Origin of the sequence: Roseovarius sp. 217, from assembly GCF_000152845.1 — a bacterium.
Taxonomy (GTDB): Bacteria; Pseudomonadota; Alphaproteobacteria; order Rhodobacterales; family Rhodobacteraceae; genus Roseovarius.
The window spans coordinates 295,817-310,062 of the sequence record NZ_CH902584.1; the positions used below are offsets into that span (position 1 = coordinate 295,817).

Sequence of the window (14,246 nt, forward strand, 5' to 3'; positions counted from 1 at the left end):
GTTTCCAAACCCCGGCAAATAACCTGTGGCGAAATTATGGCGCGATTGCTAAATTGTGGCCAAGTTGAGACTTAATTCTGTCAGGGCCGTTTGGGGGCATTCGGCTGACAGGATGGCACCTCGCAGTTGCGGGGCCCTCCGTCAGCATCGAGTAACCCGAACGGTTTTTTGCGTTCAACAGCGTTGAAACGATACTGATAGGCAAGCCATGAGCGCGATCCAGTCCTTTCCCGATCTGATACGGCTCTTGCACCGCAAGCTCTGGCTGATCGTGCTGGTGGCTGTGGTCGGCGCAATTCTGTCGATCATCGTGGCGCTCAATCAGCCCAAGGTATTTCAGGCCACCGCCGTCATTCAGATCGAGACGCCGCAGGTCGGCAGCGATCTGGCCGGACAAACGATTGCCACCGATGCCAATCAACGGCTGCAACTGATCGAACAGCGATTGATGGCGCGGGACAATCTGGTCAAGGTGATCGAGCGGCACGGCCTCTTTGCCAATGCCCGCGACATGCCAATGGCTGAAAAGGTGCATCAGCTGCGGATTTCCGCTCGCATCACACCGATCACCGTTGGTGTTCCCGGCATGGGTCCGGCAACGACCCCCTCGGGTCTGAGTGTGACGGTGAATCTCAACGATCCGGTCAAGGCCGCCGAGGTGGCCAATGATTTCGTCGAGACCGTGATTGCCGAAAACCGCGAGCGGCGGATGGCGCTGGTCCGCGAAACCTTTGATTTCTTCAGTGCCGAAGAGACGCGGGTCAGTGCGCGCATCGCGGAAGTCGAAGGCGTCATCGCCGATTTCAAACGCGCCAATGCCGAATCCCTGCCCACCAGCATCACGCCGGTCCGCGAGGAATTGCGCACCTTGAATGAAACGCTGCTTGCGCTTGATCAGCAGATCATCACGCTGGAAACCGAGGCCTCGCGCCAACGCCAAGAAGTCTTTGCCCGACAGATCGGTCAGTTGACGGAACAGCGCGCGCTGGTGGCCGGGCGCATCGCCGAGAATGAGGCGGCCTTGGCGGCGGCCCCCCGCGTCGAGCGGGAATTGGGCGCGCTCACCCGCAATCTGACCCAGTTGCAGGACCAGTTGAGCACGATCACCACCAGCCGGGTCGAGGCGGAAATGGCAAGCGTGCTGGAATCGCGCCAGCAACAAGAACGGTTCGAGATTCTGGAAACCGCGATTCCCCCCGAGTTTCCGGTCTCGGCCAGTCGCAAGAAACTGGTGATTGCGGGCGCTGTCGCCAGCCTTGTTGCCGGGATCGGATTTGCGGTTCTGCTCGAAATCATGAACCCGGCGATCCGCAGCGCGGCGCAGCTCGAACAAGAGCTGGAGATCACGCCTGTTGTGACCATCCCGATCGTGCGCCTGCGTCACGAGCGGCGGCGTCGCGCGCTCAAGATCGCCGGAACTGTGGTGATGATCCTGCTCATCGTTCCCATTCTAGTACGGTTTGCGCAGGAGCGGCTGATGCCGCTGCGGATGCTGAGCGGCAACTAAAGCAATTTCAGAGAAAGGGGATAGGCTTTCTCGGTTCGAAATTGCGCCGAAAAACCAAACCGCTTCAGGCTGGCGTCCGAGTCACTTGCTGGGATCTGGCCTGTAACTGCCACGCAAGGCGCCACCCGCGCGGACCAAGTCGCGGCACGCGCGCCGCGCACCCTCTCGGACCGAGACCTTGACGGCCTCAGCCGGAGCCCCGGCGCCTCTCACCCGGTCAGTAGCCGTATTTGGCGATGCTCTCGCCCTCGGCCCGGTTCATCACCACGCCCAAGAGCGGCGTGTCCGTGCCGAACCGCGCCTTGAGGTCACGGAGATGCCGCGCGGTGGTGCGCCCGCCGCCCACCACGATCAACACCCCGTCGAATTGCGGACGGAACCCCAGCACATCGTCGTAATAAAGCGCGGGCGGCATGTCAAAGATCACCACATCCGGGGCTAGCCGACGATACATGTCCTGTAACACCTCGCCGGTCTCTGGCGCATGCAGGATTTCGGCGGCATAGGGCTCTGCCCTGTCGTTGAGCCCCATGGCGAGGGTCTGACCGATATGGAGCGGATTGTCCTCGGGACAGGCCAAAAACCGTTCAAGCGGAAGATCACCGCTCAGGAACCCGGCCATGCGTCCGGGATCTGGCTGGCCCAGGGTATGGGCCAAAGAGGGGCGGCGCAGGTCCATGTCCATCAACACGGTGCGCACACTCGATTGCCGCGACAGGCTGATCGCGAGATTGGCCGCGACAAAGGATTTGCCGCAATCGGGAGAGGGCGAGGTAATCGCCACCCGGTGCCAGCCATTCGCTCGCAGCGCCGCTAGGAGCTTGGTGCGCAGCACGTCAAAGGCAACATGCGCGGGGTCCTCGCGCGTGGCAGAAATGAGTCGGTGCATGGCCAGATGCTTGGGGTCGAGCACCACCCGGCGCAGCGCAGGCCACAGCAGCGGCGGAGGCGCAGGTGTGGGTTCTGGCGCGACATCTGAGGCGACCACCGGCTCAGGCTCAGGCTCAGGCTCAGGCTCAGGCTCAGGCTCAGGCTCAGGCTCAGGCTCAGGCTCAGGCTCAGGCTCAGGCTCAGGCTCAGGCTCAGGCTCAGGCTCAGGCTCAGGCTCAGGCTCAGGCTCAGGCTCAGGCTCAGGCTCAGGCTCAGGCTCAGGCTCAGGCTCAGGCTCAGGCTCAGGCTCAGGCTCAGGAAGATTTAGCAACTCGGGGACTGTGGCAAGCACCGAGTCCTCGTCGTCCGGCCAGTCAAGGTTGGGGTGCAAGACCGCCGCGTCCTCTTCGGCTTCGGCCTCCATCTCGGCCCGACGGGCGGCGCGGCGGCGCATATACTCTTCATGGCGCTTGAGTTTCATGATCGCACCCCATGCCACGGCCCCGCGCCGCGGCGCGTGCCTGTGGGTCTGCCGGGGGTGGCCTGTCCTGCCATTGCTCGGTCTCCTGCCTGTTGCCTCAGGTATGGCCGGAAAATCCGGCAACAATGCGACCAAAACTCAAGGATTGTGTGCCGACGATTCATCTCTCAAAAGCCGATCAGCCCAGCCCGATCCACCGCCTCTTGCAAGAATTCCTCATGGTTCGACACTGGCTGCCAGCCCAGCAGCGCCTTGGGTTTGGCATTGTCGAACGGTGCGAAATGCGCCCGCGATTGCCAGTCTCGCCGCGACGCGCGGATCACGCCGGGGCGGCGCAGGGCATAGGTCTTGAGCGTCGATTTGACCGCATCCGCCGCCCACATCGCCGTCAGATTGCCGGAACTCACACGAATCCGCGCGCCCAACCGCATATGGATCGCGTTGAAATAACTGCGCGCCGAGAGCGGCACATCGCCGACAAGGTTAAAGGATTGCCCTGGTGCTGCCCTGCTCTCGCCCATCCGGATGAGCGCGTCCGACACATCCCCGATCAGCACAAAAGGCAGCGGGTTGTCCCCTGATCCCCAGAGCCGCACCGCCCCCGCGCCATGCCAGCGCCCGATGCCCCAATGTTGCAACGGTCCGCCATGACCAACCACGATTCCCGGCCGCGCAATGGTCAGCGGCAGGCCATGTTCGCGCGCCATCTCCCAAAGTCTGCGCTCACATTCCGCCTTGGAGCGGGCATAGAGATTGCGGTCGCGCATATCCGGCGCGAAGGGCGTCGATTCGGTGATCACCGTCTGCGGATTGGACATGTCATAAGAGGCAATCGTGCCGGTATAGACGAATCGGCCCACACCCGCCGCCAGGGCCGCCCGCGCAATCCGGTCCGACACGGCGACGTCATTCTCCAAACACTCCTCCCAAGAGGTGCCGAGCGCGCGGGCAAGGTTGTAAACCACCTCGACCCCCTCCATCGCGCGGCTCAGCCCGGCCTCATCGCGCAGGCTGACCGCGCAGGTCTCGACGCTCTCGGGCAGGTCGTCAAACGGGCCATGCGCCCCGCGCGACAGCACCCGCACATCCTGCCCCCGCGCCACCAGCGCGCGCGTGAGGTCGCGTCCCAAAAACCCGGTGCCGCCAATCACCAACGCCGTGGGCTTTGGCTTGCGCCGCGCCTTGGGCGCTGCCCATGTCTCGCGGCCCTGATCAGGCATCAGCGCAATCGCCGCATCAATCGCACGCATCACCGCTTCCGCCGCCACGCCGTCAAAGCGCGCATCGAGCGGCTCGCCCGTGCGGATGGCGGTATAGAACGCCTCAAACGAGCCGACAAAGCCAAGCGCATAGGGCGATTTCCGGTTGAGCGATCCGACCTGCCGCGCGGCATTTCCCGCGCCGTCGCACAGATGCCCCCAGGCCGCGCCCATCTGGCGCAGGAACGGATTGAGCACCAGATCAGCGGTGTTCTCATGGGCCACGGTCAGCACATCGGCTGCATAATCCAACCGCGCCAGACCCGAGGAACCGCGCAGGATCAGCGATCGGTCATCGACCGTTTCGACCAGTTGCAGGTTGAAGGCAAGATCAACCCCCCCCGCCTCTGCCGTGATCCGCCAGCTTTGCGGTCGCGTCCCCGCCCCCGGCAGGGCCACGGGCTTGCTCAGGTAAACCCCGGTCACGGTGACCGGCCCAAAGAGATCATGGGCAAAGGCAAAGAGATGCGGCCCGAGTTCCAGCAAGAGGTTGCGCGGTTCGCGCAAGAGCCAGAGGCCATAGGGGCCAGAGCGCAAAGGGGCCAGCGGCAAGGCCCAGGTGATCTCGGCGCTGGAAATACGGCCCAATTCGCCGCGTGCGATCTGATCCTTGAGGCGCAGATAACTGGGCAGCCCAAGAAAATTGTGACCGGCGGCAAAATACCGCCCCGCCGCCCGTGCAACACTGGCAATCCCGGCGGTCTCGTCGCCAGAGAGGGCCACCGGCTTTTCGATCAAAACATGCAGCCCCGCCGCCAGACATTTGCGCGCCAGCGCCGCGTGACTGTCGGGTGGCGTCAGGATATGCACCGCCTCGACCGCACCGCTCGCAATCAGATCCTCGACCGAGGAAAACGCCCGCGCCCCATGCGCGCCCGCCAAGCCTTCGGCGGCAGAGGCCGACAGATCACAGACCGCCGCCAGCCGCGCCCCCGGCACCAGCTTTAACGCCTCGGCATGCCAGCCTGCGATATAGCCCGCACCAATCAGGCCCACGTTGATCACTTTATCCGACATTCAATTCACTCACTTGTACTCGATGATCTGCATCGCATCGCCACGCCACTTGCGCAGCTTGTAGGTCACCATGCCGATCAGATTTGGAAATTTGGACAGGCTGAGAAAGAGCCCCTGATGCAGCGCGCTCCGCGTGCCCATCCCGGTGCTGCGCAACCCCTGCACCGTTTTCGCATAGGACAACGCATAAGCCGACAAAACGCCGGCCAGCAACGGAAGCCAGAAAAGCCCGGCCACAGCCAAAAGCGGCAGAGCCAGCCCATAGGCCCAGACCCGCGCGCGTTCCCGCGCGAAATAGCCTGGGTGCATTTCCCCCACCTGCGCAAAGCCATGGCCAGAGCGCACCGCGCGCCGCCACCATTGGCCAAAGGTCCGCATCGCGGCATCGTGCCGGGTCATCGGTTCGGCCAAACGGACCAACCGCCAGCCCGCCTTGCGCAGACGTTGACAGACTTCCTCATCCTCAGAGGCGATGATCGTGCCGTCAAAGCCGCCGACGTCCTGATAGGCCGCGACCCGCACCAGCATATCGCCACCGCAGGCTGTGATCTCACCCGCAGGCCGGTGCCATTCGTGATCGCAGAGCGCGTTGAAGACCGAGGCCTCGGGGTGGATTTCCGACCGCCACCCGGTGACAAGGCCGATGCGGTCCTCCGCCATCAGCGCCGCCGCAGCCCGGTCGATCCAACCCGGCACCACGATGCAATCGCCGTCGATGAATTGCACCGCGTCGGGCAGGTCCGGGGCCAGCGCGGCAAAGCCAGCGTTGCGCGCCCGCGCGGCGGTAAAGGGCGTGGTTGTGTCCAACTCCACCACCTCGGCCCCTGCCGCCCGCGCTGCGGCCACGCTGCCATCGCTCGAACCGCTATCGACATAAACCACCCGCAGCCCCTGCCCGCTGAGCGAGGCGAGGCTCGCCACAAGCCGCGCGCCCTCATTGCGTCCGATCAGAACAACGGCGATTTTCATTCTTGCCCTTCCGGTCTGAGGTGTTTGGGGGGCACCCCCTCTGCGTAACCCTGAAAAAGAGCGGCCAGCCATGCCGCCTCGGTGTCCGAAGCAAATTCGGTCCGCACCCGGACGCGCCCCGCCTCGCCCATGACGCGACAGAGGTCGGCATCAGTGAGCAACCGACCAAGCGCCACACGCAGGGCATCGGCATCACCGGGCGGCACCAAGAGGCCGCTCACCCCGTCCTCGACCAATTCCGGCACGCCGGCGATGCGGGTTGTCACCACCGGCACCCGCGCCGCCATCGCCTCCATCAGCACAACCGGCACGCCCTCGGCAAAGCTGGGCAGGACATGCAGCGTCGCCTCTGACAAAAGCGCCGCCACCGCGTCTTGTGACTGATAGCCGACGAACTCCACATGGTCGCCCAAACCCTGCGCCAAAGTCTCAAGCGCCGCGCGCTCTGGTCCGTCGCCCACCAGCGTTAGGCGCAGATCGGGGTGTTCGGCTATCAGTCCTTGCAGCGCCTGCAAGAGCACCGGCACGCCTTTGACCCCCGCCAGACGGCCAACAAAAACCAAATGCGCACGCGCCTTTGGGGTCTGCGTGTCATAACGCGCCGGATCGACGCCACAATGCACGATATGCAGCTTGTTCCAATGCTCCGGCGCGGAAAACGCCATTGCCTGCGAGCGGGCGAAGTGGCTGATACAGGCAACGAAACGCGCGCGGGCGATCTTTTCATCCAGCCGCCAGCGATAGGGCTCATAGAAAATATCCGGCCCGTGCAGCGTGAAACTATAGGGAATGCCCGACATTTCCGACATGAGCATCGCCACGGTGCAGCTCGATTTTGCGATGTGATTGTGCAGATGCGTCAGCCCACCGGCGCGCAAATGCTCCGCCAGAACGGCGGCTTCGGCGAGATAGATGACCTGGTAAAGCGTCGCCTTGATCCCGCCGGGGCTGGTGCGCCATGCCAGACGGAGGGCGCGCAGCCACGCCCCCGGCCTGCGCCACGCCGCCAGATGCGCCGCAATCAAACGGCGGAATGAGAGCGCGGATTCGAGCACATGAAACGTCCCCGCCGCCTCGGCCCGCTGCTCGGGTCCGGTGTGATGCTCCGCCCCGGTGCGGCGGATCGAGCAGGTCTCGACCGTGAGGCCCCGCGCCCGCAGCGCCGCCACTTCGCGCTGAATAAACGTATCGGTGGCGCGGGGATATTCGCCGGTCAGATAGGCGATGCGCAGGGTCATGCCGCGCCCTCCGCCGCGCGCGCAAACGCCGTCTCGAAATCGTCTTGCGGCTGCCAGCCCAGCGCCAATTCCGCCGCTGCGATATCATAGCGGAGCGGCCGCATCCGCGCGCGCAGCACAGCGGGGCGCAAGAGACCCGGCACGCGCGCGCCCAAGGGCGAGAGCAACCCTGCCAAGGGTGCCAGCAGTCGCCAGTTGAACGGCACCACATGGCGCGGCCATCCTGTGCGCCGCAGGGCGTCCACATACCGCGCCCGCGTCGGCAGGTCCGCGCCCAGAATATTGAGCGCACGCCCCTCGCCCGGTGCCTCTGCCGCCAGAACAAAGGCGCGGGCGCAATCGGCCAGCGACACCACCGGCACCTCGCCGCCCCGCTCCATCAGGATCAGCGTGCCCCCGATCCCCGGCCCCAGATGGGCATTCATCACCCGCCCCGGCCCAAGGATCGCACCGGGGCGCAAAATGGTGTGGCGCAGGCCACTCTCGCGCAACATCGCCTCTTGCGCCAGCTTGGCGCGGGCATAGGCGTCCCGCCGCTGCGGCCGGTCTTCCAGCGGCGTTGCCTCGGTGACAACGCCCAGCGCATCGGCGCTGTAGACGACAATCGAACTCGCCAGTACCAGACGCGGCGGCAAAGGCTGCGCCTGCATCGCCGCAATGAGGTGGCGCGTGGCGGTGAGCGTGTCGCGGTCCTGCACGGCCCAGTCCCCCGAGAGCGCCCCGGCCAGATGGATCACGCAGTCAATCCCGTCGAGCATGTCGCCCACCCCGCCCGCCGCCAGATCCACCTCGGCGCGCGTCACGCCCCGCACCGCATGACCCCGCGCGCGGGCCTCTGCGACCACTGCCCGGCCCAGAAACCCGCCTGCACCGGTGACAACTAGGCTCAGACCCATGCTGCCACCTCCATCGGGGCGCAGCGGCTCTCGATCTCCGCCACGCCGCTTGGACCCTGAAGCGCCAGTGTCACCTCGGTCAGATGCAGCGCCATGGCATTTGTCAACCGACAGGCGCGCCCCTCGGCCAAAGCCGCCAGCATCTCGGCAGGACCAAGGGCGAAATTCATCGACGCCGCCCCCCACCGCCCCACCTTGGGATGCGAGGGCCCACGCGCGCGGATGCGCTGCCCGATGGGATGCTCGATCAGCCTGCGCCGCAGGGTGAACCGCCGGAAGAACCGCACGGCCGCCGCATTGTCCCATACCTCGCGCACCTGCAACACGCCCTCGTCACCAAAGACCCGCAGGCGGTGATCATGAGAGGCCACAATCGAGCATGTGAGCCGCGCCACCGGGCCATTCTCGAAGGTAAGCACAGTAACCGAAACATCGGGTGCCCCCGCCGCACCCGGTTTATCGGGGATGACCTCGGCAGAGGCCGACACGACCCGCGTCACGCTGCCGAACATGGCGATCAGCCAACTCAGGACATAGCCCGCATGCTCCAGCGTGCAGCCAACCGCGAATTCATCGGCATGGGGCCACGCTGCCCCACTCTCGCTCTGCCATTTGGCATAGGGGGCCTGCGGGATAAAACCGTCATCCATCTCGGCATAGATCAGCCGGGGCGTGCCCGCCACACCGCGCCGCACCGCGCCAATCAGCACCTGTGCCGCCTCGCCCAGCACCGACGACGGCGCAGAGGCCAGCATGAGCCCCTGCGCCGCTGCCAGATCATGCAGCGCGCGGGCCTGCGCGACGTCAAGCGTCAGCGGCTTTTCGCACCAGACGTGATGGCCTGCCTCAAGACAGGCGCGGCTCACGGCATAATGCGCCGCAGGGTTCGTGAGGTTCAGCACCACATCGCCGGGGCTGAGCCGCGCCAAGAGCGCCGCGAGGGTCGCGTCGGTCGCAACGCCCCAATGCGCCGCAAATTTGGCCAGCCGCGCGGGATCATGGTCATGGGCGGCGATCACGGCAATCTCGGGATGGGCCGCGAGCGACCGCATGTAGAGATCGGCCACGAATCCGCAGCCCACCAGCGCCACGCGCCCCAGCCGTGTCTCTCGGCTGCTGCTCCCTCTGCCCTCTGCCTGCATCATTACCCCTGTATCTTGCGCCTCGGATAATCACAGGATCATGGCAACAATCCGACCATTTCCCTACAGTTTCAAGCCTTTGCACGCCCCTGATGCAACGCGGGCACAGTCGCCCACCGCGTCGCCGCAAAAGCTGCACATTTTCGCCCTAGTGTCACCACGCACTAGGGTAGATATAGCACCAAAGGCCGCGACTTTCGTAGGGGAATCGGGTGGAATTTAACATTCAGGATCAGGTGATACGGATCGCGCCCCGCGATGCCTCGCGCCTGCTAATGGTCCTGAGCAATCGGTTGCGCGACAAGAGCGGCTTTGCGCTGGCGACGCTCAACCTTGACCATCTGGTGAAACTGCGCCGCGATCCCGCCTTTCTGGCGGCCTATGCGCAGCATGATCTGATCGTTGCCGATGGCAACCCGGTGGTATGGCTGTCGTACCTTGCCGGGCGTCCCGTCGGGCTGGTGCCAGGGGCCGATCTGGTGGTGCCGATGGCGCAGCTTGCGGCCGATGCCGGGGCAACCGTGGCCCTTGTCGGCAGCACTGAGACGGCCTTGCACGCCGCCGGAGAGGGGCTTTGCGCCCGTGTGCCGGGGCTGGTGATCGCCGCGCGCATCGCGCCACCGATGGCCTTTGATCCAACGGGCCCTCAAGGGGCCGAGGTGATTGCCGCGCTGCGCGCCTCGGGTGCGGGGTTATGCCTCGTGGCGCTTGGCGCGCCCAAGCAAGAGATTTTCGCCGCCCGCGCCAATGCCGCCCTGCCGCATATGGGCTTTGCCAGCATCGGTGCCGGGCTTGATTTCATCGCCGGGGTGCAACCGCGCGCGCCGCTCTGGCTGCGACGTCTGGCCTTCGAATGGCTGTGGCGCGCGTTCGCCAGCCCACGCCGGATGCTGCCCCGCTATGCACGCTGCGCGGCTATTCTGCCAGAGTTGATGCGAGAGACGTGGCGTCTGCGCGGCTGACGCTCTGCCGCCGCGGACCAAAAAGCGCGGCTCCCCCAAGGATTACACCAGAGACCGTGGCGATCATGCCCGCCGCACTGACCGCATTGTCATAGCCCAGCCAGAGCGGGCCGTAGCCCGCCAGCACATAGCCCAACACCGCCGACAGCGTGGCAAAGACCACGCTCCACGCCACCTGACGTCCCAATCGGTCCGTCATCAGACGGGCGCTCGCGGGGGGGCAGATGAACATCGCGATCACGATGATCGACCCCACCGCGTCAAAGGCCGCCACCGCCGACAGCGCCGCCACCGCTACCAGGGCCAGCCCCAAAATGGCCGTTGGGATGCCCATGGCGCGGGCAAATCCCTCGTCAAAGGTCGCAATCACCAAGGGGCGCCACAGCACCGCGATAAAAAGCACGGTGCAGAGCAGGACGGCGACCATCCGCCCCAGTTCGGGCGGCAAGCCCGCCAGCGCGTTCGGATCGGTCAGCGCGCCCCAGCCATAGCCATCCAGCCAGATCAGGCTTTCGAGATTGCCATAAAGCGCGTGTTGCACGTCGAGATGCACGCCAGAGGCGGCGCTTTGTTCCAGAAGCAGCACGCCCGCGGCGAACATGGCGGTAAAGACCACGCCCATCGCCGCCCCCGGTTCGATCCGGCCCAGACGGCGGATCACCTCGATCAGGATCACAGCCACCAGCGCCGCCGCCGCCGCCCCCAGCATCATCGGCCCGGTGGCGACCATGCCGGTCACAAGGAACCCGGCCACGATCCCCGGCAAAACCACATGGCTGATCGCATCGCCGATCAGCGCCTGACGCCGCAGCAGCAGGAAATTCCCCGGCAACGCACAGGCCACCGCCGCCGCAATGCCAATCAGCAGCGGCGTGAGCGACAGCATGACGAAATCCTGCCCCATCACACCGCCCCCTCTGGCCCAAGCCCCCGGTCCAGTGCGGCAATCTGATCGCCCGTCAATACCTCGTCCAACGGTGTCAGCCCATCGTACCGCGCCGCCGCCGCCTCGAACGCCGGGTCCGAGCGCAGGATTTGCCAGCGCCGCTCATCCAGCCGCGCCCGCGCCGCCATGGCGCGCCCTGTGTCGGTCGCGACGCCATCGGCCCGCGCCAGCCCGGCCCGGCGCATCAGACGCAGGGTCAACGGCTCGTAGACCGGCTGCCCCGCCGCCAGCGCCAAGAGACCTTGGCGCAGATGCACCCGGCGCTGAAACCGCAGATGCCGCAGCGCCGCCGCCAGCACGCCGCGCCCCGGCGCCATCAAGAGCGACAGCACAAAGAGCGCAAAGGCTGCCAGCACAATGAGCGGCCCCGTGGGCAGGTCCGGTGCCGTGGCCGACACCGCAGCCCCCAGATAGCCCGCAACCCCGCCAATCGCCCCCGCGATCATCACCACATGCCCCGCGCGCTCGGACCAGAACCGCGCCGCGACCGGCGGGATGATCAAGAGGGCCACGATAAGGACGAGGCCCACCACCTTGAGCCCGGTCACGGTGATGGCCAGCGCCAGCCCCATCATCGCCAGATCGACCCGCGCAAGCCGCATCCCCTGCCCCACCGCATATTCGGGATCAAAGGCCACAAGGATCATCGGCCGATGCAAGAGCCGCACCAGCGCCAGAACCACGGCGCCGCCCGCCGCAATCGTCAGCGCCTCGTCGCGCAACATGCCTGCCGTAGCGCCCAGCAAAAACGTCTCAAGCCCCGCCTGCCGCCCGGCATCCATCACCTGCACCACCGTCAGCAGGACAACGCCAAAGCCAAAGAACACCGACAGCACCGCGCCAATCGCGGCATCCTCATGCAGCCGCGTGCGCGTCGTCAGCCCTGTCACCGCCAAGAGACCCAGACCCGCCGACAGCGCCGCCCCCAGCATCAGCCCCGGCAGAAACCGGCCCTCACCCCCCAGCGCCACCATCACCATGAACCCCAGCACGACGCCGGGCAGCGTGGCATGGCTGATCGCATCCGACACCAGCGCGCGCTTGCCCAGATAGAGATAGGTGCCCGTGGCCCCCGCCCCCACGCCGAGCATCATAGCCCCCAGCGTGACCAGCGTGGCGTTATAGCCCAGTTGCAGCGTGAGCGCGTCCCAAAGCATGCTCAGCCCGCCGCCGCCCCACCCATCTGCGCCAGCGCCAGCCGCCCGCCATAGGCGGTTTGCAAATGCGAAGGAGTGAACACCTCGGCCACCGGACCTTCGGCAATGGCGGTGGTGTTGATGAGAAACACGCGGTCGAAATATTCGGCCACCGTGGCCAGATCGTGATGCACGGCGATCACGGTCTTGCCCTCGGCGCGCAACCCGTGCAGCACCGCAATAATCGCCTTTTCCGTGGCGGCATCGACGCCAGCAAAGGGCTCATCCAGCAGATAGAGATCCGCCTCCTGCGCCAAGGCCCGCGCCAGAAACACCCGCTGTTGCTGCCCGCCCGAGAGCTGCCCGATCTGGCGATGGGCAAAGCCTGCCATCCCGACCCGGTCAAGACAGGCCGTGGCGCGGGCGCGGTGGCTGGCCCGCACCCGGCCCAAGAGACCCAGTTCACGGGTGAGACCCATCATCACCACATCGAGCACGCGGGCCGGGAAATCCCAATCCACGCTGGCGCGCTGCGGCACATAGGCAATCCGCGCGCGCCCCTCGTGCAGCGGGCGGCCATAGCTTGTGATCTGCCCCGACAGGGGCCGGATGATCCCGAGTGCAGCCTTGAGCAACGTCGATTTGCCCGCGCCATTGGGGCCAACGATGGCGGTCATCTGACCGGGGCGAAAACTGACATCAACGGAAAACACCGCCGGCTTTTCACCATAAGAGACCGTCAGCCCCCGGATCGACAGCGGGCTGTCAGTGTCTGGCGCGGTGGCCCTGCCAACCAGTTCCAGTGCCATGCTCATCCCCCCACCGCCAGACGGTCATCCATGCCGCGCGCCGGGGCGGTGCCGCCCAGCGCACCGGCGATGGTGGTCACATTATGGTCGATCATGCCCAGATAGCTGCCCTCATAGGTGCCGGGTGCGCCCATCGCATCCGAGAAAAGCTCGCCGCCGATGATCACCTCATGGCCCTGCGCCGCCGCCCCTTCGATCAGGGCACGGATATTGCGATCCGACACGGTGCTCTCGACAAACACCGCCCTGATCTGGCGACTGACCAACAGATCGACCAGATCACGGATGCGCGCCAGACCAGCCTCGGATTCCGTGGACAGCCCCTGAATGCCCTCCACCTGATATCCATAGGCCCGGCCAAAATAGCCAAAGGCATCATGCGCCGTGACCAGCACGCGCGCAGGCACAGCCACCGAGGCCAGAACGCCCGTGGCATAGCGGCCCAGCCGCGCCAGATCTTCTTTGTAGCGCGCGGCATTGCTGGCAAAGAGCTCCGCATCCTCGGGCCGTTCGGCGCTCAGCGTCTCGGCGATGCGGTCCACAACAGAGGCCCACAGGTCCGGCACCATCCAGACATGCGGATCATAGCGGCCCTCGTAATCCTCATGCGCGATGCGCGCGGCGTCGGGCACCGCCTCGCCCACCGGCACAACGGGCGAGCGCGCGGCAAGCTTCAGCAAAAACTCCTCCATCTGCGCCTCAAGATAAAGGCCGTGCCAGAGCACCAGATCGGCGCGGGCAAGAGCGGCAATATCGCTGCGGGTCTGACGGTAGGAATGCGGATCAATCCCCGGCCCCATCAGGGCGCGCACCGCAACGCGGTCGCCACCCACGACCCGCGCGGCGTCGGCGATCATGCCGGTGGTGGCGACCACCTCGAGCGGGGCGGTTTGGGCGACTGCAGGGCGCGAGGCAAGAACGGCCGCGCCAAGCGCTAGGCCAAGCGCGCGGCGGCGGGTCAGAGGCGGAAAGGTTGTGATATGATGTGACATGAGAATGAATATGAGAATTATT

Annotated in this window: 12 protein-coding genes; 2 read left to right on the plus strand and 10 right to left on the minus strand. The window is 65.8% G+C overall.

Annotated features, from left to right (window positions below):
- The first annotated feature begins 208 nt into the window (after positions 1 to 208).
- Positions 209 to 1,507 carry a GumC family protein gene (locus ROS217_RS01470; RefSeq protein WP_009815867.1) on the plus strand — a complete coding sequence of 433 codons (1,299 nt, stop codon included), beginning with the start codon at positions 209 to 211 and terminating at the stop codon, positions 1,505 to 1,507.
- Between the two features lie 217 nt (positions 1,508 to 1,724).
- Here ROS217_RS01470 and ROS217_RS23950 read toward each other — a convergent pair whose 3' ends face one another.
- From ROS217_RS23950 to ROS217_RS01505, 6 genes are all read right to left on the minus strand, one after another.
- Positions 1,725 to 2,858: a CpsD/CapB family tyrosine-protein kinase gene (locus ROS217_RS23950; RefSeq protein WP_009815868.1), complete on the minus strand. Its 1,134-nt coding sequence runs from the start codon at positions 2,856 to 2,858 to the stop codon at positions 1,725 to 1,727.
- A 167-nt stretch (positions 2,859 to 3,025) separates the two neighbouring features.
- Positions 3,026 to 5,134 carry an NAD-dependent epimerase/dehydratase family protein gene (locus ROS217_RS01485; protein ID WP_009815869.1) on the minus strand — a complete coding sequence of 703 codons (2,109 nt, stop codon included), beginning with the start codon at positions 5,132 to 5,134 and terminating at the stop codon, positions 3,026 to 3,028.
- A 9-nt stretch (positions 5,135 to 5,143) separates the two neighbouring features.
- A complete protein-coding gene (locus ROS217_RS01490; RefSeq protein ID WP_009815870.1) occupies positions 5,144 to 6,103 on the minus strand; it encodes a glycosyltransferase in 960 nt (319 codons plus the stop codon).
- Positions 6,100 to 7,341: a glycosyltransferase family 4 protein gene (locus ROS217_RS01495; RefSeq protein WP_009815871.1), complete on the minus strand. Its 1,242-nt coding sequence runs from the start codon at positions 7,339 to 7,341 to the stop codon at positions 6,100 to 6,102. The genes ROS217_RS01490 and ROS217_RS01495 overlap by 4 nt, the downstream gene beginning before the upstream one ends.
- The gene (locus ROS217_RS01500; RefSeq protein ID WP_009815872.1) at positions 7,338 to 8,237 is read right to left on the minus strand and encodes an NAD-dependent epimerase/dehydratase family protein; all 900 of its coding nucleotides are present in this window, start codon (positions 8,235 to 8,237) and stop codon (positions 7,338 to 7,340) included. The genes ROS217_RS01495 and ROS217_RS01500 overlap by 4 nt, the downstream gene beginning before the upstream one ends.
- Positions 8,228 to 9,382 (minus strand): Gfo/Idh/MocA family protein, encoded by a 1,155-nt coding sequence (locus tag ROS217_RS01505; protein WP_009815873.1) that lies wholly within the window; start codon positions 9,380 to 9,382, stop codon positions 8,228 to 8,230. Before ROS217_RS01505 ends, ROS217_RS01500 begins: the two co-directional genes overlap by 10 nt.
- A gap of 209 nt (positions 9,383 to 9,591) precedes the next feature.
- Here ROS217_RS01505 and ROS217_RS01510 point away from each other — a divergent pair, with 209 nt between their 5' ends.
- Positions 9,592 to 10,341, plus strand: a complete 750-nt coding sequence (locus ROS217_RS01510) for a WecB/TagA/CpsF family glycosyltransferase (protein ID WP_009815874.1) — start codon at positions 9,592 to 9,594, stop codon at positions 10,339 to 10,341.
- Here ROS217_RS01510 and ROS217_RS01515 read toward each other — a convergent pair.
- From ROS217_RS01515 to ROS217_RS01530, 4 genes are read right to left on the minus strand one after another with little or no spacing between them, the layout of a single operon-like run.
- Entirely contained in the window at positions 10,295 to 11,245 is a 951-nt protein-coding gene (locus ROS217_RS01515) for a metal ABC transporter permease (RefSeq protein WP_009815875.1), read from the minus strand. The two genes, ROS217_RS01510 and ROS217_RS01515, sit on opposite strands and share 47 nt — an antisense overlap.
- On the minus strand, positions 11,245 to 12,444 hold the full coding sequence (locus ROS217_RS01520; RefSeq protein ID WP_009815876.1) for a metal ABC transporter permease: 1,200 nt from the start codon (positions 12,442 to 12,444) through the stop codon (positions 11,245 to 11,247). Before ROS217_RS01520 ends, ROS217_RS01515 begins: the two co-directional genes overlap by 1 nt.
- 2 nt (positions 12,445 to 12,446) lie before the next feature.
- Positions 12,447 to 13,238, minus strand: a complete 792-nt coding sequence (locus ROS217_RS01525; protein ID WP_009815877.1) for a metal ABC transporter ATP-binding protein — start codon at positions 13,236 to 13,238, stop codon at positions 12,447 to 12,449.
- Positions 13,235 to 14,224, minus strand: a complete 990-nt coding sequence (locus ROS217_RS01530; protein ID WP_009815878.1) for a metal ABC transporter solute-binding protein, Zn/Mn family — start codon at positions 14,222 to 14,224, stop codon at positions 13,235 to 13,237. Before ROS217_RS01530 ends, ROS217_RS01525 begins: the two co-directional genes overlap by 4 nt.
- Positions 14,225 to 14,246 lie beyond the last annotated feature (22 nt).